General features: G+C 41.1%; 22 protein-coding genes. 13 read left to right on the top strand and 9 right to left on the bottom strand.

Going from position 1 to position 25,807, the window contains the following annotated elements:
- Positions 1-164: 164 nt before the first annotated feature.
- Complete coding sequence (locus V7K73_RS12735; RefSeq protein WP_334880420.1) at positions 165-1,244, bottom strand: M4 family metallopeptidase; 1,080 nt, start codon at positions 1,242-1,244, stop codon at positions 165-167.
- 316 nt (positions 1,245-1,560) lie between these two features.
- Between V7K73_RS12735 and V7K73_RS12730 the strand changes: the two genes are divergently transcribed.
- Entirely contained in the window at positions 1,561-1,839 is a 279-nt protein-coding gene (locus V7K73_RS12730; protein WP_416212060.1) for a BrnT family toxin, read from the top strand.
- Positions 1,826-2,131 (top strand): hypothetical protein, encoded by a 306-nt coding sequence (locus tag V7K73_RS12725; RefSeq protein WP_334880419.1) that lies wholly within the window; start codon positions 1,826-1,828, stop codon positions 2,129-2,131. The genes V7K73_RS12730 and V7K73_RS12725 overlap by 14 nt, the downstream gene beginning before the upstream one ends.
- Here the strand turns inward: V7K73_RS12725 and V7K73_RS12720 are convergent.
- Complete coding sequence (locus V7K73_RS12720) at positions 2,109-5,108, bottom strand: type ISP restriction/modification enzyme (RefSeq protein WP_334880417.1); 3,000 nt, start codon at positions 5,106-5,108, stop codon at positions 2,109-2,111. The genes V7K73_RS12725 and V7K73_RS12720 overlap by 23 nt on opposite strands.
- A gap of 388 nt (positions 5,109-5,496) precedes the next feature.
- Here V7K73_RS12720 and V7K73_RS12715 point away from each other — a divergent pair, with 388 nt between their 5' ends.
- Positions 5,497-6,699: a sensor histidine kinase gene (locus V7K73_RS12715; RefSeq protein WP_334880415.1), complete on the top strand. Its 1,203-nt coding sequence runs from the start codon at positions 5,497-5,499 to the stop codon at positions 6,697-6,699.
- 80 nt (positions 6,700-6,779) lie between these two features.
- Here V7K73_RS12715 and V7K73_RS12710 read toward each other — a convergent pair whose 3' ends face one another.
- Positions 6,780-9,050 carry a RelA/SpoT family protein gene (locus V7K73_RS12710; protein ID WP_334880413.1) on the bottom strand — a complete coding sequence of 757 codons (2,271 nt, stop codon included), beginning with the start codon at positions 9,048-9,050 and terminating at the stop codon, positions 6,780-6,782.
- A gap of 4 nt (positions 9,051-9,054) precedes the next feature.
- Positions 9,055-9,189 (bottom strand): hypothetical protein, encoded by a 135-nt coding sequence (locus V7K73_RS12705; RefSeq protein ID WP_334880411.1) that lies wholly within the window; start codon positions 9,187-9,189, stop codon positions 9,055-9,057.
- A 153-nt stretch (positions 9,190-9,342) separates the two neighbouring features.
- Between V7K73_RS12705 and patD the strand changes: the two genes are divergently transcribed.
- A complete protein-coding gene (patD, locus tag V7K73_RS12700; RefSeq protein WP_334880409.1) occupies positions 9,343-9,696 on the top strand; it encodes a heterocyst frequency control protein PatD in 354 nt (117 codons plus the stop codon).
- A gap of 131 nt (positions 9,697-9,827) precedes the next feature.
- On the opposite strand, the gene V7K73_RS12695 is transcribed toward patD, so the two are convergent.
- Complete coding sequence (locus V7K73_RS12695; RefSeq protein ID WP_334880407.1) at positions 9,828-10,424, bottom strand: TetR/AcrR family transcriptional regulator; 597 nt, start codon at positions 10,422-10,424, stop codon at positions 9,828-9,830.
- A gap of 439 nt (positions 10,425-10,863) precedes the next feature.
- Between V7K73_RS12695 and V7K73_RS12690 the strand changes: the two genes are divergently transcribed.
- From V7K73_RS12690 to trxA, 8 genes are all read left to right on the top strand, one after another.
- The gene (locus V7K73_RS12690) at positions 10,864-12,453 is read left to right on the top strand and encodes a DHA2 family efflux MFS transporter permease subunit (protein ID WP_334880405.1); all 1,590 of its coding nucleotides are present in this window, start codon (positions 10,864-10,866) and stop codon (positions 12,451-12,453) included.
- 900 nt (positions 12,454-13,353) lie between these two features.
- Positions 13,354-14,079 carry a phosphoadenosine phosphosulfate reductase gene (cysH, locus tag V7K73_RS12685; protein WP_334880403.1) on the top strand — a complete coding sequence of 242 codons (726 nt, stop codon included), beginning with the start codon at positions 13,354-13,356 and terminating at the stop codon, positions 14,077-14,079.
- 68 nt (positions 14,080-14,147) lie between these two features.
- A complete protein-coding gene (locus V7K73_RS12680; protein WP_334880401.1) occupies positions 14,148-15,401 on the top strand; it encodes an exonuclease SbcCD subunit D in 1,254 nt (417 codons plus the stop codon).
- Positions 15,402-15,485: 84 nt separating this feature from the next.
- A complete protein-coding gene (locus V7K73_RS12675; RefSeq protein ID WP_334880399.1) occupies positions 15,486-15,704 on the top strand; it encodes a type II toxin-antitoxin system HicB family antitoxin in 219 nt (72 codons plus the stop codon).
- Positions 15,701-15,925: a type II toxin-antitoxin system HicA family toxin gene (locus V7K73_RS12670; RefSeq protein WP_334880397.1), complete on the top strand. Its 225-nt coding sequence runs from the start codon at positions 15,701-15,703 to the stop codon at positions 15,923-15,925. Before V7K73_RS12675 ends, V7K73_RS12670 begins: the two co-directional genes overlap by 4 nt.
- A gap of 550 nt (positions 15,926-16,475) precedes the next feature.
- Positions 16,476-17,006: a YdcF family protein gene (locus V7K73_RS12665; protein WP_334880395.1), complete on the top strand. Its 531-nt coding sequence runs from the start codon at positions 16,476-16,478 to the stop codon at positions 17,004-17,006.
- 445 nt (positions 17,007-17,451) lie between these two features.
- Entirely contained in the window at positions 17,452-18,615 is a 1,164-nt protein-coding gene (locus V7K73_RS12660; protein WP_334880393.1) for a GuaB3 family IMP dehydrogenase-related protein, read from the top strand.
- A 425-nt stretch (positions 18,616-19,040) separates the two neighbouring features.
- Positions 19,041-19,364, top strand: a complete 324-nt coding sequence (gene trxA, locus V7K73_RS12655; protein WP_190895257.1) for a thioredoxin — start codon at positions 19,041-19,043, stop codon at positions 19,362-19,364.
- Positions 19,365-19,512: 148 nt separating this feature from the next.
- On the opposite strand, the gene V7K73_RS12650 is transcribed toward trxA, so the two are convergent.
- On the bottom strand, positions 19,513-20,106 hold the full coding sequence (locus tag V7K73_RS12650; RefSeq protein WP_334880390.1) for a MarC family protein: 594 nt from the start codon (positions 20,104-20,106) through the stop codon (positions 19,513-19,515).
- A 518-nt stretch (positions 20,107-20,624) separates the two neighbouring features.
- Here V7K73_RS12650 and V7K73_RS12645 point away from each other — a divergent pair.
- Complete coding sequence (locus tag V7K73_RS12645; RefSeq protein WP_334880388.1) at positions 20,625-21,437, top strand: carbon-nitrogen hydrolase family protein; 813 nt, start codon at positions 20,625-20,627, stop codon at positions 21,435-21,437.
- Between the two features lie 152 nt (positions 21,438-21,589).
- Here V7K73_RS12645 and fba read toward each other — a convergent pair whose 3' ends face one another.
- From fba to V7K73_RS12630, 3 genes are all read right to left on the bottom strand, one after another.
- Positions 21,590-22,669, bottom strand: a complete 1,080-nt coding sequence (fba, locus tag V7K73_RS12640; RefSeq protein WP_334880386.1) for a class II fructose-bisphosphate aldolase — start codon at positions 22,667-22,669, stop codon at positions 21,590-21,592.
- Positions 22,670-23,272: 603 nt separating this feature from the next.
- Entirely contained in the window at positions 23,273-24,790 is a 1,518-nt protein-coding gene (locus V7K73_RS12635) for a metallophosphoesterase (RefSeq protein ID WP_334880384.1), read from the bottom strand.
- 377 nt (positions 24,791-25,167) lie between these two features.
- Positions 25,168-25,716: a hypothetical protein gene (locus V7K73_RS12630; protein WP_334880382.1), complete on the bottom strand. Its 549-nt coding sequence runs from the start codon at positions 25,714-25,716 to the stop codon at positions 25,168-25,170.
- Positions 25,717-25,807 lie beyond the last annotated feature (91 nt).

Here is a 25,807-nt window from a genome sequence, read left to right as displayed (position 1 = left end):
ACTCCTAACTCCTAACTCCTAACTCCTAACTCCTAACTCCTAACTCCTAACTCCAAATTCCAAACTCCAAACTCCTAACTCCTAACTCCTAACTCCTAACTCCTAACTCCTAACTCCTAACTCCAAATTCCAAACTCCAAACTCCTAACTCCTAACTCCTAACTCTAAATAACTCCTACCTTTTGCCAAGCATTCTGCACAGCTTTTTGCTCATTACTGCCATTACCGTAGAGTTCACCAGCAATTTGAATGGTGACACTGGCAGCTTTTTTAAAATCTGCTTTGGCATTCAAGCGATCGCGTAAAGCAATATACCAGATTTTACCAACTGTTTCCCAAGCATAACCACCAATGTCAACAGCTGCTAAATAAAAGGCATAGTTAGGGATTCCTGAGTTGATATGCACCCCGCCGTTATCATCAGTACCAGTATATTTATTTTTCAGATGGGCTGGTTGCGGATCTTTCCCTAATACTGGGTCATTGTATGCTGTTCCTGGTGCTTTTAGCGATCGCAGCGCAACACCTTTGATAGTTGATACCAAAAGACCTTGACCAATCAGCCAGTCTGCATCTTGTACAGTCTGATTTTTGGCCTTTTGTTTCACTAAGCAACCGAAGACATCAGAAAACGATTCATTCAAAGCCCCTGGTTCACCGTAATACTGTAAACCCGCTTGATACTGGGTTATACCATGAACTAGTTCATGCCCAATCACATCAATTGACTTTGTGAAGCGTTGAAACAGTTCTCCGTCGCCATCACCATAAACCATTTGGTCGCCGTTCCAAAAGGCATTGTCATATTTAACGCCATAATGCACGGTGGAGTCTAAACGTAGTCCTTTGTCGTCAATGGAATTGCGATCGAATATCTCATGAAACAAGTCATAAGTAGCACCCGCCGCATCGTAGGCTTCATTCACTGCGGGATCGCTGCTAGGAGGGCTTCCTTCACTACGCACCAGTGTACCAGGGAGTTGCTGTCCATTTTTAGCATCGTAGATGGTGCGGCGTTTTTCACCAGGAGAAGGCGCAAAGGAGATATTACCTACAATGTTTCTCCGTCCCAGAAATTGTGCGGAAATATTTAATGTATGAAAAGCCCAAGTACGCTGCTGAGGATTGCCATTCACCACAATATTTTTTAGTATATGGGGTGGGATAATACAACAAATAGGGCATCTAGAATGTAGCGATCGCTCATCCTTGAACCTGGGTGATTTCTTTTTATTTCGAGCCATCGAAGATATTCTCCTTTTAAAACTAAGTGATGGCAAATAAAGGAGCAGAAAAACGAATCAAAATCGCGTGTTCATGGTTTGTTTTCTAAAAAAAGTTTTCTACTCTGTACTTTCGGATAGGTCTGTGGAGGATGGATAGTACCCGTGAGGGTACTTATGATATAGAAATATTGCATAAAAACACAACCGAGGTATATGGTACATCGGTGGGAGTAACTTTTAGTATGAAAATATATGGACTAAAATATACTTTTTCAAAAACAACGTACAATATTATTGATAGGCTTGCTAAATTCGTCATAGTGAGGGTAATTCTGTGGAATTGGGGTTTGAATGGCATGAAAAAAAAGCCAAAGAAAACCTCAAGAAGCATGGAATTAGCTTTGAGGAAGCAAAAACTGTATTCAATGACCCTTTTTCGATTACTATCACTGATCCTGACCACTCAATTGAGGAAGAACGATACATTGATATTGGTCTTTCTTTACGAGGAGAGTTACTCGTTGTAGTTTATACAGAACGTCAATCCAATATTCGCATTATCAGTTGCCGCCAAGCCACAAAAGCAGAACGGAAAGTTTATGAACAAAGTTAATTCTGAGCAGCCTGATATCACGGATAACGATATGCTTCCTGAGTACGATTTTACTGGTGGTGTTCGTGGAAAGCATTACCAAGCTTATCGGCGTGGACATACTGTTACCATTCATCAAGCTGATGAGACAACTCTTGTACAGCACTTTACCCTTGAAGATGGGGCTGTAATGCTTGATCCTGATGTACAGGAATATTTTCCTAATGGAGAAGCTGTCAATCAGGCTTTACGCACATTGATTAGTCTGTTCCCGAAAAATAACGAATCGATTACACCTCAATCTGTTGAATAATTTGCGTTGTTTCCACGCTGACGGTGCAGACTCTTTGTAATAAATCTATCACTTGTTCTTTGTAATCTGCAAACCGATATGTATTGAATTTTTCAGCAATTGTCGGGTCTTTCGGTTTCTTTTCTTTGTATTGATCTAAAATCCATTCTAAAGCACAACGGTTGCCAAGGCGATATTCCCAAGCAATTTTGGGGACACCTTCTAAAGTTGTGACATCATCTAAAATAATGGTTCCATTGGCTGTATTGGCTTTGAGTTTTGCCTTTGGTGTCCTATTTGTAGCCAGAGGTAAATCAATTCGTTTTAAAGGATAGGCTTCGACAGTTTCATAATTGATGTGCAAATCCATCAACTGTTTACCCCAGTTAACCCATTGGTGAAAGTCATCATAGAAGGGTAAGCGGGGAAATTCTCGTTTTAAATTGAGTTCGTATTTGGTGCGATAGGCGGGATTATGCAAGACGGCGTAGGTGTAGTGAAAAATATCTAATTTGCTAATTGTCGAGTCGTTATAATGATTTTGAAATTGGGTTAATCCCCAGTCGGTGATATTGTCGATGCGTTTACCGTCTTTGTCGTAACGGTAGAGAGGAAGACATTGAGTTTTTTCAATTGTATCTAAGCCAATCAATACATCTGAACTAAGACAATGAAAGGATTTATTAGAAGCGATACCAGAAAAAGCAATAACTTTATTTTTGCTTTTTAAATTATTGGAAAACATTTCATAATGATTTTGAGTCAATCTATGGTTTAAAATCTTTTCTGTATACTGATAAAGTTTTAAATAGGGGCGGTACAGAGATTTCTCAATTAATATCTCATCAAAAGCAACTTTTCTCGTTGCATGTAGATAACTTTCTAATGACGAACTCCATTTAATAGAGTTATCCATTTCTCCGTCAGCAACAGATAAGTTATATTTTTTAATAAAAAACTCTATTTTATGAATTAAATGTGGTTTACTAAAATCGTAAACCCATTCATCTCTTGTAGTCTCTATACCCCTGGCAAATAACTTAAATACTGCTTTCCCAGTTTTCCCAGCTTTTACATCTTTATCAACTAATGGTAGAAGATTATCAAAATCATTATCTGTCTGGTTAATCCAGTTATAATTTTTATCTGGTGTAATATGATCAAAATGAATATCAGTAAATTTAGTTTCAGCTAAAAACCTTAACTTTTCCCCTGCTGTCTCAAAATCTGGGCGGCGAGTATGAAATATTTTGCAAGCTGTACCGTTATTTACTTGCCTCTTTATCATAAAAATAATCGCAACGCCAGTTTGAATACCAAAAACATTATGTATCGTACCTGATAGCTTAGGATTTTTCCTAACGTCTCCATGCAAATCAACAATATAAATATCACTAAATTCATCACTAACAGCTTTTCTAAGTCCGTCGAATGTTCTAGCATCAATAAAAGATGAATTAGTAATAAATGCTAAAATTCCATTGTGACTTAATCTATCAGTTGCCCAGCGTATAAAACGAGTATACATATCATAAACAACAATGTTATTTTGAGCTTTACTGTCTTTTATGTAAGTATTTTTTATTAAATTATCTATTGCTTTATAATACCGATTAGAATTATTGTCATTGAAATTTTCTTGTTTTGCGTTATATGGAGGATTACCAATAATTACTGATATTTTACTTTCATTCTGCCTTTTAATTCTCTCTGTATTTTCTACACTCATAGCAAATAAATCTAATTGTTTGCCTGCAAATGATGTATGATCTAGCGTATCGACAAAACAAATATTTTCAAACTCTTGATATTCACCCATTTTTTGCTTATAGGTGTATTCAATATTCAAGTTAGCGATGTAATAAGGTAAAATTGCCACTTCATTACAATGAATCTCATGCTTATATTTATATTCCAGACTATTCTTAGGCAAATAATCAATTAATTCAGTAATAAAAGTGCCTGTTCCTGTAGCTGGATCTAAAATTTCGACATCTTTATCTGCAAGCAGCTTACCAAAATTTTTATGAATTAAATAATCTACACTTTCAATCATGAAACGCACAATTTCATTTGGTGTATAGACAATACCTAGCCTGTCAGCCGCTTTCGGATTATATGCTTTATAGAAATTTTCATAAAGCACTTTTAAAAACTTCTGCTTTTCATGATGATTGTAAATATTCGCCGCAGTTCTTCTAATGACTCCATAGTAACGCTCAATAGTACCAAGAGTATTCTTTTTAGTGCTACCTGTAAAAAAGGTATCGATGATAGTTTTTAATTCACGAGCAATATTATTTTCTCGATGAAACTGAGATTCATTAAAAATGCTGATAAAGATATCTTCAGTTAAAATATGCTGAATCATCATTTCTCTAACATCCAGCAAAGTTACTTCAGGATTAATTGATTCTTTGCAGATACTCCAAAATTTAGCCCTCGCTATTTTAAAAGCTGCGTTTGTTTCAATTTGACTATCAATTAAATCACGCAAAGCATTCAAAACAGTCGGTAAGTCTTCTTTAAAAGTTTCAATCGCCTCACGAAAATCTTTAACTTCCGGGCGTACATAATTAATAAAATATGTAATTATTCCATCTAGCGCGTCAGGATCTTTCATCGGGACGCGCATGGTTTCTTGTCCACCCTGAATTAAAACTGCTGTTTGCGAGTCTTCAAACAGAATGTTACTATCTGGGTAGCCTTTTATTAGTTTCTTTTCAATTTCTTGGTCTAAATTATCATATTCGTCTTTACTTTCCCAGTAGCCCCAATCCAAACGCAAAGCATCTTTAACAGTGCCATCTGGATAAACAAGTTTGCCGCTAGGTGTTTTATAATCTAATTCGGGGATAAGTCTAAATTCTCTAGGCTTGCAATATTCATTAACTAAGTTTTGAAATGCAACCCGAATCGATGTTTCTTTACGTGATCCGCCATATTGGATAATTCTTTCTACTTCTGTGTGATATTGGCTAACCAGAAGTTTGGACATACTTTATGAAACTTTTATAATTTTATAACTCGCCCAATTTAGCTGCTGTATCACTTAGCCACATCAGAAGATATAACGAATAAAAATTAAAGTTATTTTGGGATGTCCGTACAAACTAAGAGATGCGATTAATCTCGTCTCTGCAAAATATATCTATATAAATACACTGACAACTTTAATAGTGTTGAGTGGTAGTATTATGTCTGTAACACAACCTATCTTGTGAAGCGATCGCTGTAGCATTTATGATGAAATAAGCTGAAGTAATTAGTTTAGCAAGAAGCTGTATTTTCACTAACCCCTATCTTGTCTCAGGTGGAAACTTGACATTAAGCGTAGTAATCTACTTATATTGGAACAGCCTTCGCTGTGTTTGGTTAGGCATAAGATGGATTTTAGTCAGACTTTAATTGCCAAAAGTGATGCTATTCTCGATCAATGGGTAGAAGCGGTTTACCAAGATGAACAAATTGAAGCGACTAATGAACTTACTTTCAAAGCTGTACGGAATAGCTTACCCCGCGTTTTGAAAGCATTAGCAACAGTACTTTCTGAATCGGAAACGAGCGATTTGCAGACAGTAGTAGATGCAAGTTTAGAACACGGTACACTCCGCGCCCAACAGGGATTTGAGCCAGCCGAAATTGCGCGAGAGTATCGTTTACTCCGGTTTGTGATTTTTTCCTTTTTAGAAGAAGATTTATTACAAGGATCTGCACAAGATGTGCTAAGGGCTGTTCGCCTGATTGATACAGTAATTGATGAAGCGATCGCGCGTTGCTTTAACAGTTATACTCAAGGACGATTACAAGAGCTTAAACAACTCCAAAGTCAGCTGCGATTGACTAACCAAGAACTAACTCGTTTGGTTCGCGCTAATAAAGATAGTCTCTCTCATTTGGCTCATGAACTGAAAACGCCCCTCACTTCAATCATCGGTTACGCAGACTTATTTCTGCGCCAGCAGCGTCAACAATCAGATATCAAAGATACTTATGGAAATCTTGAAAATATCGAGCGAGTTCTCAAAAGTGGTAGACTTCTTGTGCGGTTAATTAACGATACTCTAGAAATTTCGCGCTATGATGCCGGACAGATGAAATTGCAGCCTACTTTAACCGATGTGCATAGTTTAATCAACTTCGTTTTAGAGATGATTGAGCCATTAGCGCGTGCTAAAGAATTATCCTTGGTTGTTGAATGCGAACGCGCCCCAAGTCAAGTTATCACAGATCCTCTTCGGCTTCAGCAAATTCTCACAAATCTACTCAGTAACGCAATTCGCTACACAGAATCTGGTTCAATTTATTTGAAGTGCTGGACGGTACCTCCACAGCAGTGGGCTATCTCTGTTACTGATAGTGGTATTGGTATTTCTTTAGATGCTCAAGCACAAATCTTCAATCCTTATTTTCGGGAAGTAACTTCTCCCCAAGTGCAAAATTCTGATGGTACAGGATTAGGTTTAGCAATAGTCTCTCGATTGGTTCAGTTAATGGATGGTGAAATTAAAGTAGATTCACAGCTAGGAAAAGGATCTACATTTACTGTAATTTTGCCATTAAAAACCATTCCCTGTAACCAGGGCTAGACTATTTCAGCGAAATTTGAAAATGAAATCCCAACTTAAATTGGTGCGTTAACGCAGTGTAACGCACCCCAAAGGCGTATCTACTCGTCAATTTGACCAACGCGGCGGATATTCAAAATGTCGCTCATTTTTTTAATTTGGACAAATACTTGCTCTAATTGCGAGCGATCGCGTATATCTATTCCTAAGTCCATCAATGCAGGTTGACCAACACAGGTTTTCACCTGAGCATGGCGGACATTGATTCCTTGGTCACTCAACCGTGACAAAATATCCTTTAGCACTCCTACGCGGTCAAGGGCTTCAATTTGAACATCTACTGGGTAAGTATGCGGACGACCACTATTTTCGGCGACTGGGTTCCACCTAACTGGTACTAAGCGCTCATACTCCACAGTTTCGAGATTATTGCAGCCTTGGCGATGAATCGAAATCCCCCTACCTCGCGTCACCACACCAATAATCGGTTCGCCAGGAATTGGGGTACAACACCCAGCTAAATAATACACTAACCCCTCTACTCCTATTATTGGCGAATCACTGGAGCGCGAGATAGTTGCAGGTGCATCTCGCAAAGCTTTTGATGTAGTTGGTTCTTTGGGAATAAATGGCGAGACGGTGGAAACTGGTTGTTGTCCCTTCGCCACTTCTCGCCAACGATTTAGCACTAAGTTCAACGTTACTTCTCCGTAACCCAAACCAGCAAGTAAATCGTCCACACTGTGGTAATTACACTTTTCGGCGACAGTCTCCATCGCATCCGACTTCAGCAAACTATCAAAACCCGTTTTACCAAGTTCCTTTTCTAACAATTCCCGTCCCCGGGCAACATTTTCTTCCCGGCGCGATCGCTTGTACCATTGTTTTATCCGATATTTCGCCGCCGAAGTTCTGACAAAGTTCAACCAATCTAAACTCGGATGGCTGTTCTTTTGGGTAAGAACTTCTACAATATCGCCATTTTGCAGCCGTGTTGACAGTGGCACCATTCGCCCATTCACCCGCACCCCTGAACAATGGTTTCCCACTTCCGTATGAATCCGATAAGCAAAATCTATACTCGTAGCTCCAGGACTTAAAGGAACAACATCCCCCTTAGGGGTGAAGACATAGACATCATCTTCAAATAAATTATCTTTTACACTATCAAGATATTCTTGTGCATCCTTGAGATCGCTTTGCCATTCCAGCAGTTGCCGCAGCCAAGTAAACTTGTCATCCGTCCCTGTCAAATGGCTAATACTAGAACCTCCTGTTTCTTTGTACTTCCAATGGGCGGCAATCCCGTACTCGGCGATATGATGCATTTCAACTGTCCGAATTTGCACCTCTAAAGGACGGCCAGATAGTCCAATCACCCCAGTATGTAACGACTGGTAACGGTTAGGTTTTGGCAGTCCAATGTAGTCTTTAAATCTCCCAGGAATTGGGCGGAAAGCATCATGAACCACCGCCAACGCTCGATAGCATTCCTCATTGCTTTGAACAATAATCCGCAGCGCCGCCAAATCGTAAATTTCATGAAATTCCTTTTGCTGGCGGTGCATTTTTTGGTAAATGCTATAAAGGTGCTTGGGACGACCGCTAATATCTTGAAAACGGATTCCAGCTTGCTGCAAACGCTCTTGCAACATGTTCGTAGCTTTAGCCAATTTCTCTTCTCGCGCCGTCCGTTTTTCAGAAACAAGCTCTTGCATTTGGCGAAAAGCTTCCGGTTCCAAATACTTAAAAGCCAAATCTTCCAGTTCCCATTTAATTCGCCAAATCCCCAAGCGATTCGCTAAAGGTGCAAAAATATCTCGCGTTTCTTGGGCGCTGCGGCGGCGGCTGGCCTCTGACATATATTGTAAAGTTCGCATATTATGCAAACGATCTGCCAATTTCACCACAATTACCCGAATATCTTGCGCCATTGCCAAAAACATCCGCCGGAAGTTTTCGGCTTGACTTTCGGTTTTGCTGGTGAAATTGATTTTAGAAAGCTTGGTGACACCTTCAACCAATTGGCGCACTTCTGGGCCAAAGCGTTCTTCTATTTCTTGACTTGTGACTTCTGTATCTTCAACGACATCATGAAGAAATCCAGCTGCTATCATAGCAGCACTACCTCCCAAGTCATGCAGCAAGTCGGCTACAGCGATAGGATGAGCAATATATGGTTCTCCCGATTTGCGGTATTGACCTTGATGGAGTTGCAAAGCAAATTCAAATGCGCGACCAATTAAGACTGCATCACTATGCCTTCGGTCATCTTCCGGTGTGCCGCTACTTGTGGATGACTCCTTTAAACATTTTTTTAACCATTCGGGAATGGTTAGACCAACTGATGAATTTATAGCTAGACTGCTCATACAATTAGGTTTGGATAGGATCGGTAGATAAGTGAATGATAAATAAAATTGGCAGCATCAACTTAAATTGATGCTGTTGCCCAGAGACGGGTAGATAAAACAGTGTAAGGATGATTTTCCAATTGCCGGTGGTAGTCATCCAATTTGAGTTTCAAGCATCATAAAGAAAATCCATTGATGGCAAACAAAGCCCCAAATCAGGATTTGAGGCTTTTAGTACTGATAAGTCTTTAAGAAAGTTTATTGTAGAAGAAAAATAACTTGACATTAATACTATCTTAACTAGCACTGGATGTCTTTAAATCGTGAGAAATATCTGGCACTCGTAACCTTGCTAGAGCAATTACGTTCCGATGCCACAACTACCCAAATTGTTTCACTAGAACTGCGACAGCGTGTAGCCTCCTTGCAGCAATTCTTTAAGGAGCAGATTGTGCCTTTGGCTGATGAAAACTGGCGAGTGCAGTCTTATCAAACCGAAATGAGCAAGCAATTGCGCCTGTTGGCAGTAGATGTGATGTTTTTGCAAGGAGCGCGGCAAGCATCTACTGCACAAACGAGACTTCAGACCATTAGCGATCGCTTGACCACTGTCATTGAATACTGTAATGCCATCCTGCAACCAGAACCTGAAGGAGAAAAATAACAATTGTTCACCTTTTTCTCTAATTTCTCCATCATCTCATTTATGACCTTTGCTGAAAAGTTATTTTCCTAACAAGTTGGAATGGAAACTGGGGAATAAGAATTCTTTCCCCATTCCCCATTCACTACTCCCTACTCCCAACTCCCCACTCCCTCCATAAGAAGATTTATTGTGCGCCGCATGTACTCTTCTACCGGCTCGGTTGTGGGTTTGAATATCAGTGCATAATATAGTGACCCACTCACAAGGTCAATAATTAAGTCTACGTCTGCATCCTTGTGAATTTCGCCTCTAGACTTGGCCCGCTCAAGTACTTTAGAAAACGCTTCACGTCGGAGTTTTGTATATTTTGTCCAATAAACCAAGGCAAACTGAGGATTGCTAGACGCTGTACTAATTATCAAAGCGAGTGTCTGACGACCAAGGGGACTATCTATTTTTTTGGCGGCATTATTGATTAAGATATCCATGTCTCCCCAAAACCTGCCAGTATCGGGGATCGCTAAATCATCTCTCAAACTTTCTATCGCGTCTGCAACTAGCTCCTCTTTGGAAGTGTAACGCCGATAGATGGTCGTTTTACCAACTCCAGCACGAGAAGCGATCGCTTCTATACTCATGCTTTGATATCCTACCTCTGCAAGCAGATCCAAAGTCGCTTGCACAATAGCCTGATCCGCGTGGATGCTGCGTGGTCGTCCAGAGGGGCTGTTGATTTGCTTACTCATAAAATATCATCCCCAAGCAATATCTTCTTGGCCATTTGCTCCTACCTTTGGGCATAAAACATCGCCTATAGGAAACAAATAAGCCCTATAACCCAATTCTCATGCATGAAAACAGTAAGTAGGTAGGCAGGATAAAACCAAACTATGTAACGAAAAGTAAAATCTCTGTATTTGGCTCGTAGTTGCGCTTTAGCGCATCTTTATCCGGATGCGCTAAAGCGCAACTACGAGCCAGTGATGATTATTTGCGCCCACTTACTTAGCAGTGACCATCCATCTTTAGCATAGGTATTTCTGCCACAATTCAATGAATTCTCCCTTGACCATTTTAATATGATACGCTACCGTAACGTATATATACAAAATTTAATTTTAGCTTTGGCGTCAGTGTGTAAACCAAGGCATTGCTTGACATTTCGCAAATATTATTGACGTAAGAATGGCTACTAATATTAAAAGTTCTAGTTTTGACCAATTTGGTTATGTCCACGGCCCATTGAAGTGGGCGATCGCTTTTACGGCTTCTCTTGGTGCCATCTTAGAAGTAATTGATACTAGTATTGTTAACGTAGCTCTTACCGATATCCAAGCGACTTTGGGTGCAACTGTCAGTGAAGTAGGTTGGGTAGTTAGCGGATATGCGATCGCTAACGTCGTCTTAATTCCCTTATCTGCATGGTTGGGAGATTACTTTGGGCGTAAAACCTACTTTATCTTCTCACTAATTGGTTTTACTATTTCCTCGGTTTTATGTGGGCTGTCCTTGAATTTACCGATGTTGATCGTTGCCCGAATTCTCCAAGGTTTATGCGGTGGCGGGTTGCTAGCGAAAGCCCAAGCGATTTTGTTCGAGACTTTTCCCCCAGCTGAACAAGGTTTAGCGCAAGCAGTTTTTGGTGTAGGTGTAATTGCTGGCCCGGCAATTGGCCCAACCTTGGGAGGATTCTTAGTAGATGGTTTAGGCTGGCGCTGGATTTTCTTTGTTAACATTCCCTTTGGGATCATCGCAGTAGCGATGTCTTTGGCGTTTTTGCCAAAAAATAAGGAGAGGAACGAGGCTCAAAACCAAGCTGTTGATTGGTGGGGAATTGCGTTTTTAATCGTGGCTGTGGGTAGCTTACAAACTGTATTAGAACAAGGAGAGCAAGATGACTGGTTTTCTTCTAGTTTTATTGTGACTCTAGCGATCGTTGGTATTATCGGCTTGGGGTTGTTTATTTGGCGAGAACTGAAAATAGATCACCCGGCTGTAGATTTGAGAGTTTTGCGTCACCGTTCTTTAGCTGCGGGAAGTGTTCTTTCAGCGGTCGTGGGTATGGGGCTTTATGGCGCACTCTTTGCTGTGCCAATATTTGCTCAGAGCGTGCTGCAATTTACGGCAACACAAACAGGATTATTATTAGCACCTGGGGCTTTAGCATCTGCGATCGTCATGGTTTTATTAGGCAAACTCTCTAGTATAGTTGATGCCCGATTTTTAATTGCAATGGGCGCTGTCGGCTCATCTGGAGTCATGTTTCAATTGGCAGCAATTACCCCACAAAGCGGGACAGACGATTTATTTTGGCCCTTGGTATGCCGCGGAGCTTTTACTGTGTTAATGTTTCTCCCTTTGAGTTTGGCAGTTTTAGGGCCATTACCCAAACAAGATGTTTCTGCCGGTTCTGGTTTCTACAACCTGACTCGACAACTAGGTGGTAGTATCGGCATTGCCCTACTTACTACTCTGCTTGACCAAAGACAGACTTTTCATCGAGCCATCCTGTTAGCAAAACTTAGCCCTTATGACCCAGAAACCAATCAGCGTCTCGACTTGCTCAATGGCGCACTCCAAAGCCAAGGCATAGATGCGGCAACAGCGCAACAACAAGCACTAGCTTTATTAAGTCAAACAGTAAATACTCAAGCTGCTGTTTTATCTTACGCAGATTGCTTTCGAGTCGTAGGGGTAGGGTTCCTTTGCTCATTACCTCTGTTATTATTCCTGGGTAAAGGCGGTGCAGGAGCGAAACCGCCAGTCGGCCACTAAATAATCTGTCAAGTTTAAATTTAGGCGTAACCAAGTTCGTAGTAAGGACTTTAGTCCTTATTTTCCAAGCACGCTTTATGCTTACTACAAACTTTTCATTACTAGCTGCATCCCAATTTTAAATTCTCTGATTGTAAAACTACGTAAAAATACGGCTTCCAAATTATTTTCTACTAAGTATGTAGGCGTAATTAAATATTAAGATAAAACCTCACCCTCAATCGCTCTCCTTATTATTGTCGGGGGAAGCCGGAGGCAGGGTGAGGTTTTATATAGCGGTTATCGATTGGATGAGAACACCAAAATCGTTGCTGTCAAATCATTTCAGCAAACTTTTTGTATCTCACTGAACTGCACACCGCTATATTTAATTTGACCCACTTACTTAAAAGTCACAAAAAAAAGTTAATATACACGGATTCATCTAGATTAAAACTAAAAGCCCCACTCAGTTTTGAGCAGGGCTATGTGAAGTTTTATTGCTAAAATTAGAAATCTTTATCTTAGAAAAAATTCATTATTGTAATTATGCTAACGCTGGTCAACATCATTAAAGCGCCCATGATTATAGATTCACCTAAGCGGTTGGGGGATTTTGAAGTGTTCATTTAAGTAAAATCCTTTTTATTAATTGTTCCTTAACCATATCAAAATCAGTATAAATATCTATGGAAGCATTGTAAAACTTAAATTTCCGTAAAGTTTCTTAGTAAATCCTGTTGTTTCTACTTAGGTATTCGTTTTGACTTAATCCTAAAAATAAGGCAATGTCCCATACCCCATACCGATAATGTAGTAATTTCCGAACAAAATAATTACCTTATCTCCGAGCGGAATATGCGCCTTTGTGGAGTAAAATAAATCTTAGTCAAGGGAAAAATATTTAAACAGAAGATTATCATGACAGTTTCCACGGCATCTAGAAACCAAGCGATCGCTTTTGACTTAGAAAAATTAAATCAGCAATTTGAAACTGCCACTCCTAAAGAAATACTGGCATGGTCTATAGAGAATATCCCAACGGGACTGGTGCAAACAAGCGCCTTTAACGTGGATGATATGATAATTACCCATATTCTTTACACTGAACTGAAGCATCCAGTTCCTGTGATATTTCTCGACACCTTGCACCACTTCCCTGAAAGCCTAGAATTAGTAGCCAAAGCCATACAAATCTACAACCTGGATTTGCAAACTTTCAAAACTCCAGACGTAGACACCCGCGAAGCCTTTGAAGCCAAATATGGCGACAAACTTTGGGACAAAGATATTGCCCAATTCCACCACATTACAAAAATTGAACCACTGCTAAGAGGTCTAGACGAACTCAACAGCGTTGCTTGGATTACTGGACGCCGCCGTGACCAAGCAGTAACCCGAGCGAATATGCCCATATTTGAATTAGATGGTAAAGGTCGGCTGAAAGTAAATCCTATCGCTACCTGGACACGCAAAGACAGCTGGGTTTACGTGGCTGAACACGGAGTCATCTACAACCCACTCCACGACAAAGGTTATCCCAGCATCGGCGACCAACCCATCACCACCAAAGTAGGCGAAGGCGAAGACGAACGCGCCGGACGTTGGCGGGGAAGTGATAAAACAGAATGTGGAATTCATATTTAGTCATTGGTCATTGGTCATTAGTCATTAGTATTAAACAAAGAACAAATGACTAATGACTAAGGACAAATATGATTAAAATCCTCCATCTCTCCGACATCCACATGGGAAGCGGCTTCTCCCACGGACGAATTAATCCCACGACTGGATTAAATACACGATTGGAGGATTTTGTCAATACCTTGTCTATATGTATTGACCGAGCGCTGACAGATGCTGTTGATATGGTGATATTTGGTGGCGATGCGTTCCCGGATGCTACACCAGCGCCTTATGTACAGCAAGCTTTTGCCAGCCAATTTCGCCGTCTCATGGATGCCAATATTCCAACAGTGTTGTTGGTAGGTAACCATGACCAACACTCCCAAGGACAGGGAGGCGCGAGTTTAAATATTTACCGCACTTTGGGAGTTCCAGGATTTGTTGTGGGTGACACATTAACTACTCACTGCATCGAAACCCACAATGGTAAAGTGCAAGTCATCACCCTTCCTTGGCTGACGCGTTCAACTCTGATGACTCGCCAAGAGACTGAAGGTTCATCTTTAGCGGAAGTAAACCAACTGTTAACGGAACGTCTGCGAGTTGTTATGGAAGGGGAAATTCGCCGTCTTGACCCCGATGTGCCAACTATCCTTTTGGCTCACTTGATGTCTGACAATGCTACCTTCGGCGCAGAACGTTTTTTGGCGGTGGGTAAAGGCTTTACTCTACCTCTATCTTTGCTGACGCGACCTTGTTTTGATTATGTAGCCTTGGGACACGTCCACCGCCACCAAAATCTGAATAAATCTAACAACCCGCCGGTGATTTATCCAGGGAGCATTGAGCGGGTAGATTTTAGTGAAGAAAAAGAAGACAAAGGCTATGTGATGATAGAACTGGAGCGGGGGAGGGTTGAATGGGAATTTTGTCCCTTAACAGTTCGGACTTTCCGCACCATTGAAGTGGATATCTCGAAAGCAGATGATCCACAAGGGGCGTTAATGAGCGCGATCGCCAAGTATGATATTCAAGATGCTGTAGTGCGGCTAATTTACAAACTCCGCTCCGAACAGATGGATTTAATTGACAGTTCCTCTCTACATACTGCCTTAAGTCACGCTCACACCTACACCATTCAAGCAGAATTATTGAGTCAATTAGCTCGCCCCCGGATTCCTGAATTGACTGCAAGTAGCAGCATCGACCCAATGGAAGCCTTGAAAACTTATTTAAACAACCGCGAAGACCTCAAAGACATCGCAGCATCAATGCTGGATGCAGCCCAGAAGTTGCTAGCAGATGATGTGGAAGTCTGGCTGGAAGCAGCAACTACTGAGTAGGATCTATGCCAATTATATTTTCTCACTGTAGGGGCGATCGCTCTTTCAATAATGAGAGAATATAATATAACTTCAGGAAAGTTCATGATGAAGCGAGAATTTAATGTAATTATTGAACGAGATGCAGACGGCTACTTTGTTGCTTCCGTCCCAAATCTTCCTGGTTGTCATACACAAGCCAAAACTTTAGATGAGTTGATGGAGCGTATTAGAGAAGCGATTCAACTTTGTTTAGAATTTGAGGAAGAACAGCAGGATTCACTGGACTTTGTTGGTATTGGGCGAGTCGCAGTTGAGATATGAGTCAATTCCCAAGCGTCACAGCAAAGGAAGTTATTGCAGCCCTTAGCAAAGTCGGTTTTGAAGTGGCTAGGGTACGTGGTAGTCATCATATTATGATACACAGCGATGGGCGCAGGACAGTAGTTCCTGTACATTCAGGTGAAACAATTGGTCGTGGTTTGCTGGCACAAATACTACGCGATTGCCAAATAACTCGTGAAGAATTTAAGGAATTGTTGTGAGTATTAATTAGCTATTTGTGATCGGCGATCGCCTGATTATATATTCTCACAGAATGTGGGATCATTGTGTGATATCGTGTCATTTTTATACTCTAATTCAAATATTCATTAATAGACTTGGCAAAAAATTGAGACTATAAATCAGGTAAAGGTGGGTATTGCTCTAATTTTTTAAAATACATTACCATATTTTGCTAGGCAATGCCAACCCTACCAGCGCTTGCCTGACTTTACAATATTTAGGATAGGAATTTTCTAGATAACATGAAAAGTCAACGACTAAACGGGGTTCTTTGAGAAGATGCTAAAACCCTTTGATGGATTGTCCGATATCGGTTAGGATAATCCATCAATTAGAGGAAAAACTTCAAGCACGCTTAATCGCGCTGCAACATGAAAATCACCCAAATATAAATTTGGGCAGATTTTATAGGAGTTTGCTACTCTACTATCAATTGTTTTTCTTTTAGCCAGAGGAAGCTTTGGACTTAGTATATAAAGTTATCGAGCCTTGAATAAGCTATTTTTTACAGGCAAATCTTTTCGTTTTATGGCTTTTGTCCTACCGCTAATCATCTGGTGGGGATACAAAGAAGTACAAAACCAATTTGTACAGCCGCAAGCAGTTGTAGTGTTGGGTGGTTCAACGAGACGTTTAGAGCGAGAGAAGTTTACGGCTGAATTTGTCCGCCAGCATCCCAATATACCAATTTGGATTACTGGGGGTAGTCCGGCTAGATTCACCCAACGAGTATTTACCAAAGCTGGTGTTGATCCCAAACGTTTACACTTGGACTATGAAGCCGTAGATACTGTTACTAATTTTACTACGTTGGTAGATGATTTGCAAGCTCGTGGCATCAAGAGCGTTTATTTGATTACTTCAGATTTTCACATGCGTCGGGCTTGTGTCATCGGCGAAATTATTTTGGGTAGTCGAGGTATTGATTTAAAACCAGTCCCGGTTCCTTCAGAAAAACCCCCTGAATCTATCGAAAAATCTATTCGTGATGGAGCTAGAGCGATACTTTGGATAGCAACTGGTTACACTGGTGTGAATGTAGTTAAAAATAAACGGTAAATCAAACCGATTTTGGATTTTGGATTTTGGATTTTAAAATTGAAAATCTTCAAATTCAGAAGGTTTACCGATTTGAAACGATACAAACTATTACAATTTGCTATCATTTATGATAATTTGCCCAATCTTGACCTAAGTCAATATAGGCAAATTAAGAAAACTAATGTCAATATTATTGGCATTAACCATTAACTTAGTAATAATAGACACTATCATTGTCCAATTGCCAAAAACTAGCGCAACACCAACCCTCAAAGAATACAATATAAAAACCAATTAATAATTTTTGCTCATTTGGTTGCCTGGTAAATACTTTGCGTCCATCAAAGTTTCGAGCGGCAGCTTGGGTAACTCGAATTTATCTGTGTAGTTTAGGGAAAAAAACGCTCCAACTTATCTCACAATTTGATACCCTAGCTTAAACAGATTTGAGAAAAATTAAAGCGTGGAAATTCAACTTGGGCGGGGAAAAACAGCTCGTAGAGCTTACGGAATAGATGAAATTGCTTTAGTCCCTGGCAATAGAACACTAGACCCCAGTTTGGCAGATACTAAGTGGCGTATTGGCAATATTGAGCGAGAAATCCCGATAATTGCCAGTGCGATGGATGGTGTAGTAGATGTTCGCATGGCTGTACGTTTGTCACAGTTAGGAGCATTAGGTGTCCTGAATTTAGAGGGTATTCACACTCGCTATACCGATCCAGAGCCAATATTAGATCGGATTGCCTCTGTGGGGAAAGATGAATTTGTTGCCCTGATGCAAGAACTCTATGCCAAACCAATAAAGCCAGAATTAATTGAACAACGGATTCAGGAAATTAAACAACAAGGTGGGATTGCGGCGGTAAGTGCGACTCCAGCCGGTGCAAGTAAATACGGCGAGGCGGTGGCAAAAGCTGGGGCAGATTTATTTTTTGTACAGGCTACGGTAGTTTCTACTGCACATCTGTCACCAGAGTCTTTAATACCACTTGATTTAGCAGAATTTTGCCGTTCCATGCCCATCCCCGTAGTGTTGGGGAATTGCGTAACTTACGAAGTCACTTTGAATTTGTTGAAAGCAGGGGCAGCTGGGGTACTGGTGGGAATTGGGCCTGGTGCTGCTTGTACGTCCCGTGGCGTGTTGGGTGTGGGCGTACCACAAGCGACTGCGATCGCAGATTGTGCAGCAGCACGAGATGATTACTACAAGGAAACTGGTAACTATATTCCCATTATTGCTGATGGCGGTTTAATCACCGGTGGCGACATTTGTAAATGCATCGCCTGCGGTGCCGATGGCGTGATGATTGGTTCTCCCTTTGCCAGAGCCACAGAAGCCCCAGGACGAGGTTATCATTGGGGCATGGCGACTCCTAGCCCAGTTTTGCCTCGTGGCACCCGCATTCGCGTTGCCACCACCGGTAGCCTAGAGCAAATACTCGTTGGCCCAGCAGGGCTAGATGATGGCACTCACAATCTTTTAGGAGCCTTAAAGACGAGTATGGGCACCTTAGGAGCCAAAAATATTAAAGAAATGCAACAAGTGGAAGTTGTGATTGCGCCTTCTTTATTAACCGAGGGTAAAGTCTACCAAAAAGCTCAACAATTAGGTATGGGGAAATAGAATTGGGGCATGGGGCATGGGAAAGAGGCAGAGGGGCAGTTCTTACAGGGGGCAGAGGGAAATGAAGAAGCTCTTAGCTGGAGGAAAAGGGGAAACTTTTTTCCTAGCAAAGCGCACATAATCCCAATTGCTCTTTTCCTGCCCCCTGCGCCCCACTCCCCATTTATTGAAAAGATTTCTCCAGCCCCCTAAACAATTGCTGGAAAAATTCGATATGTCGCCTACAATAGAGATAGCGGAGACGAATGTTTCCGTTCACTCCTCACACCACACTCCGCCCGGACTATTGTTCGGGCGGTTCCTTATGTTTATAAATAAAATAACAGAGCTTCTTTGCAAATGTACATCCTCGCACTTCCAAGCTGAGGTTTTTGCTATGGTAGAATTTTCACCAAGCTCAGATATTATTGGCGAAGGTTTTAGGCATGTCAACAGCCGCACAAGTTACCGATTCTAGTTTCAAGCAAGAAGTACTCGACAGCGATGTACCAGTTTTAGTTGACTTTTGGGCACCCTGGTGTGGACCATGCCGTATGGTAGCTCCTGTTGTCGATGAAATCTCCGAACAGTACAAGGGTCAAATTAAGGTCGTCAAAGTCAACACGGATGAAAATCCTAATGTTGCCAGCCAGTACGGCATCCGCAGCATTCCCACATTAATGATTTTTAAGGATGGCCAAAAAGTGGATATGGTAGTCGGCGCTGTGCCTAAAACTACATTAGCTTCCACTCTGGAAAAGTATCTTTGAAACTCAATCGGCAATAAACTCATCTTGAGTTATCCATTTTGTTCTAACTTGAGGTTAATTTTTATAAACAAGTTTGAGAGGCGCGAATTTCTCGTCTCTCAAACTTATTTACATTTGTATACAGTTTCAGAATATTTTTAGGAGTTTTCTAGCTCAAAAACAATTCCTTAATTCCCGTACTACCAATTTCCACCGCTAGCGCCGCCAACAAAAAACCCAAAAGTTGAGTCACAATCACTCCACCTTCTGCACCAATCCACTGGTCAATCACGTTTGCTAAACGCAAAATTAACCAAGTTACAAACATCGCCGCTAAGATACCCCCCGTGACATCAATATGCGGACTCTGTGATTTCGACATCAACAACATCACCGTGGTCAAAGTCCCCGGGCCCGCTAGCAGTGGTAAAGCTAGTGGAGTAATTGCAACATCACGTCCTTGTTCAATAATTGGCTGATCTAATTCTCCCCGCAGCATTTGCAAAGCAATTAACAGCAACAATAGTCCTCCTGCTACTCGCAAAGAGCCGGTGCTGATTTCTAAGTAATTTAAAATTATTTGCCCTGCAAAGGCAAATAGCAAAAGAACTGCGATCGCAATGATAATTGCTTTATCTATAACTTTATTTCTTTGGTCTGGCATCATGCCCTTAGTCAAAACTAAAACAATCGGTATATTGCCCACAGCATCTGCTAGGACAAACACAGCGATAAATGTTTGAATTAGAATAGGAATATCCACAGTAGACAGCTTTTATCAAGGTTTGATCACAACCTAATATTTATCTTGCCCAGTTTGCTATAACCCAGAGGAAGATTAAAATAATTCGTAATTCGTAATAGAGCCTCCGGCACGCTGCGCGGTTTTCATGCCCAAAGGGCTGTACGTAATTCGTAATTAAGTTTTGTAATGGGGATTTAACCCCACTCGCATTACTTATCGGTTTTAGACCGGGGGACTTAAACCCACGGACAGGAGTTAAATAATTAGTAATTCGTAATTACGTTTTGTGACGAAGAGTGCTGTTGTGGGGATGGTTTAAGTCCACAAAACTTCGGGGGATTTAGCTTAGGCATCAAAACATTCTGGCCTCGTTAGCCAGGGGACTTAAACCCCCAAACTTAGTTAAGATCAGTAATAAAACTAGTGTCTTAAAGAAAAGCAGCGCTGACGCATTTCTAATTAAGTTCCACAGATGTTGAAGTAGCGATATATTTGATAATCTATCTTCCATAAATCAACTGTTCGTTGTTGAATCTATGAAGCCTTATTTAGCCGCCGCTATTCAATTGACCAGTGTGCCTGATCTACAGAAAAATTTGGCACAGGCAGAAGAATTAATAGAGCTTGCCGTGCGTCAAGGTGCGGAATTAGTGGGTTTACCAGAAAATTTTTCCTATATGGGAGAAGAAAAAGACAAACTCGCGCAAGGTAATGCGATCGCTCTTGAAAGTGAAAAATTTCTCAAAAAAATGGCTCAACGCTTTCAAATTACGATCTTGGGCGGCAGCTTTCCAGTTCCGGTAGACAATACAGGCAAGGTTTATAATACCACTCTACTGATTGACCCAAGCGGTGAAGAGCTTGCCCGCTACTACAAAGTACACTTATTTGATGTTGATGTTCCCGACGGCAACACCTATCGAGAATCCAGCACAGTTGTAGCTGGTACGCAACTACCCCCCGTCCATTTTTCTGAAAAACTTGGTAATTTAGGGCTTTCTATTTGTTATGATGTCCGCTTCCCGGAACTGTATCGTCATCTGGCAGATAAGGGAGCGGATGTGATCTTTATTCCCGCCGCCTTTACCGCCTTTACAGGCAAAGACCACTGGCAAGTACTACTACAAGCTAGAGCCATCGAAAATACCGCTTACGTCATTGCTCCTGCCCAAACAGGGAATAACTACGCCCGTCGTCTAACCCACGGCCACGCCGTTATTATCGACCCCTGGGGCGTAATTTTAGCTGATGCTGGAGAAAAACCGGGAATTGCGATCGCAGAAATCAAGCCCACTAGGCTTGAACAAGTTCGTCGTCAAATGCCCTCTTTACAGCATCGGGTATTCTAGGGGGCAGCAAGAGGAGTCTTCCCCATTCCCTATTCCCAGCCCTTATCAATACAACAAAAAACCGGGTAAACACCCGGTTTCTGACAATATTAAAATTATCAGTTTTTTAGGAGCATAGCAGGACTATACCCTTACTTAATTTGTGGTCAAAATTAAACTTTAGCAGCAGCCTTGGTAACAACGTTCAGTTCACCTTTAGCATACTTAGCAGCAAAATCTTCCAAAGTAATTTGCTTAATCTTGCTTGCGTTGCCAGCAGTACCAAATTGCTGATAGCGTTCAGCACATACCTTCTGCATATATGTAATAGAAGGCTTGAGGAAGTGACGGGGGTCAAACTCCTCTGGTTTTTTAGCTAAAGCTTCACGGACAGCAGCAGTAATAGCCAAACGGTTGTCGGTGTCTATGTTTACCTTACGTACACCGCTCTTGATCCCTTTTTGGATTTCTTCTACAGGTACGCCGTAGGTTTCAGGAATTGCACCACCATACTGGTTAATTAGCGCCAATAAATCTTCTGGTACAGAAGAAGAACCGTGCATTACCAAGTGGGTGTTAGGCAAACGGCGGTGAATTTCTTCAATGCGGCTGATGGCCAAAATTTCACCAGTGGGCTTGCGGGTAAACTTGTAAGCACCGTGGCTTGTGCCAATGGCAACAGCCAAAGCATCTACTTGGGTTTGTTCTACGAAGTCAACAGCTTCATCGGGATCGGTTAGCAGTTGTGAGTGGTCAAGTGTACCTTCAAAGCCGTGACCATCTTCAGCTTCACCAGCACCAGTTTCTAGAGAACCCAAACAACCGAGTTCACCTTCAACGCTCACACCCAAAGCATGAGCTACATTTACAACTTCGCGGGTAACATTAACGTTGTACTCGAAGCTAGCGGGAGTTTTCGCATCAGCTTCTAAAGAACCATCCATCATCACGCTGGTGAAGTTGTTCTTAATTGCTGAGTAGCAAGTAGAAGGCGCATTACCATGATCTTGGTGCATGACAATGGGAATCTGAGGATAGGTTTCTACTGCTGCCAAAATTAGGTGGCGTAGAAAGTTTTCTCCTGCATAATTACGAGCGCCGCGTGAAGCTTGCAAAATTACAGGGCTATCTGTCTCGACAGCAGCCTTCATGATCGCTTGAATCTGCTCCAAATTGTTAACGTTGAAAGCTGGGATGCCGTAACCGTTTTCAGCTGCGTGATCCAACAGCAGCCGCAGTGGTACAAGCGCCATAGATAGTCCTCCTAATGTGGTTGTCAGCTAGTCGGTGTGAGAGAAGCGTAATTATTACGCTAAATCTTAAGAGTTTTTTCAACTTATAGGAAATTATAACTAGTGTGGTGTGTCTATGTTGAAAAAGTTTACGCCATCGTTACTATAAATTATGTTCTATATTGCTGTACTATGCGCCATACTAGCTCTGTATTGCTGTACATTTAGTTACCCTACAGCTAGTAGCTCTGGTAGCCCAGTATCCAAAATGATTATATCAAAGCGATCGCTTGAACTTAACAATACTAATTTCTGATGCTCTGAGGCTGTTTTCCCCTGACTCTTGCATTTGGGATTACATTATGCCTACCCTACGGAACTAGTGAAGTTTTACCATAAGGGACTGACAAATAAAAAAATATCCAACTATTTATTGTGGGGTGGGCGACACGAGCGCCCAGTAACCAAAGGTGGTCCCAAAAGCCCACCCCACAAGATTGGATAATTTATTTCTTGGAAGTCGCTCAAGGGGCGATGCCGAATAGCCCGTCGTAGATATCGCACTGACAATTAACAACCTGCGTTAGGCAAATCTAACGCACCCTACAAGATCAAGCGATCGCATTACAGTACAAACTTTACAAAAAAGGGATGTCCACTCTTTTTGGTTTCATTTAGTTTAACCCAATTGACTCCATTATTAGAAGTGTAGAACTTAGCACCAGAACATTTATTACTGGCTATACCCGTAGGACAAGAATAGGTCAAATTCAGAGGTTGACCATTTACCGAATAGGTTACACTACCCTTTGTGCCGAATAACCCCGGATAATCTTGTATCCAGAACTCTCTTTGTTCTCCTGGTAGAATCTGCTTAGGAGGATTGACGACATAATAACCATCATTAGCTTTGGATTCAATTAAATCCAATTTAGAATTTCCATTGGTGTTGTCAATAATGACATAACAAGAAAAATCCATTGACATAGAAGCAATTACTGAGTCTTGAGGAGCAGCATAAGGAATAACTTGATAGGAAGTATTCTGCTTAACTACCTGATAAACACTGGGTAGGCATTTATCTGTATTAACCACTGTGAAAGTAAATGTCTGTGAGGGAATATCAGGAGTTGAAGGACATTCAAAACCATTATTAGCATATCCAACCAAACCATTGGTGATGCCTAGTTTGGGTGCATGGGTATGTCCTAAAACAATCAAGTCTGAGTTAGAGGTTAGAGCAGAGTGTTGGGCAAACCAAGGAATATAAGTGCCATCTAAATCGGCTATTGCGGATTTGACTGTGGCTAATATACCATTTCTACCTCCTCCCCAATCAGCAATCCACTTATCTTGTAAAAGACGGTATAATTCTTTTGCTTTTGCTATTGTTGTTGTTTGACCGTTGGGTAAGATAATCGGTTCCTTCTCTGGTATTTCAGTCACGTTTGTGATGTAGTCGAGAACTAAATCAATTAAGCCCATAGATCCAGAATCAATAGCGGATTGAATTGAGGAGACTAAGCCTCCTAAATTCATCCCGTTAGGAGCGCCTTGACCTGTCAAATCAGCAACAGTTTGTCCAGGTTTCAGGGTTTTATTTAACATATAAGCTACTGCGCGGGTAACGAAATAGCCTAGAGGTAATGGGCTAATTTCACTCTGGAGGTAGGGAGCATTAAACATTGTAAATATATGCCCGTGAGTAAAGGCAATCTTTTTTCCTCCCGCAGTCTGAATGTAATAAATTGGGTCTGGAGAATATTTTATTTGGTAATTCGATGAATTTGTAATTTGATGCAAATCATTTTGAGTTATGTTCATGTCATGGTTGCCATTTACATAAGTCACATTTCCTTTCAAAGCCGTTAAAGCCTGACTTAACTTTCCATTAACTCCAAAAATATTGGGGTTAGCGTTTAAAATAGCAGCAAATTCAGGGGGTTGATGATTGGGGGGATAAGTCCAAAAATCGAATATATCACCGAGTAAAATTAGCTCTTGAATAGAGTCAGCTTCACTAATTACATAGTCGAGAATGGCTGCTAAATATGGTTCATGGATTTGTTTTTGATACCAGCTTGTGGGATGATTTGTACTGATATGTATGTCACTTAAGCTAACAATTTTGTTTTTTGACACAATTGATTTTTTCCCCAAAAATAAGAATTTAGAACTTACGCATGGTTTTCGTCTACTCTTATTAAGACGATTGCTAACCCCAATTTGGGATTTTTTTGATTTACAGGGATTTTTTCTCTCCAAAAATCCACCCTCAGATCCTAGAAAGCTTTGGGAACTTATCTTTTAGCTGCTTTGACTCAAAGCACTGCAATAACCCTCTTCTATCGCTCTCTAAAAACAAAAATCGAAGGCAACTTTTAAAACTCTGACTGCAATTAAAAAGAGCATAGGCGTAGCCCGTTGTAGACATTGCATAGATACTTAAAAAGGTGCGTTAGCTTTATTCGTAACGCACCCTCACAGATCAGGCGATTGTACTGATATTAATCAGTCCTCTAGGAACGGCTAATACGATAGGTAAGTGTGTAGTCCCAGGTAGACCAGCCTATACCGCCTTTTTTGGACATTACCCAGGCTCGCTCTTCACGCGAGGGTCCTGTGGAGGAAATTTCTAATTCGGTAGTACCGAGTAAATCATCTTTATCTAATTGACCGATAAAGTCTGCCGCGTTTACAGCTACTCCAAGTATTGTTCCTGCTGCCGCTCCTTGTGGGCTTGTTGTTGCTATAGCACCAGAAATAGCACTAGTAATCTTTTTAACTGCGTCACCGTACTTACCCCAGTCTTTTCCAGCATCTTCGTCGTAAGCTTTTAGTCCGCCTTTGATGCTTTCTCCTTGTGGGATTTCGCCCTCAAATAAAACGGCTTGGTCTGGTTGGAAAGATTTCCTTTGCTTATCATTGATTTTAACAGGAGTTGTCAGAATTCCCTTAGTGATTCCTCCTCCTACCAAACCACCGACGAGATAAAAATCGTCAGCACCGGTTATATCTTCGGTATCTCGACAATAAACGTCAACTAATTCGACTTTTAGCTTTGTCATAAGTTTCTAAAACTATTGTGTTTGGTGTTGTGTTCAGAATGGCACTCTGTTAGTAAGCATCTGAATGCCTTCTTCTGTTCTTCACATTTAT

The organism is Nostoc sp. (assembly GCF_036916975.1).
In the GTDB taxonomy this organism is placed as follows: Bacteria; Cyanobacteriota; Cyanobacteriia; order Cyanobacteriales; family Nostocaceae; genus Nostoc.
The sequence above is the reverse complement of the archived record's forward strand: the minus strand, read 5'-3'. Positions and strand labels throughout refer to the sequence as shown.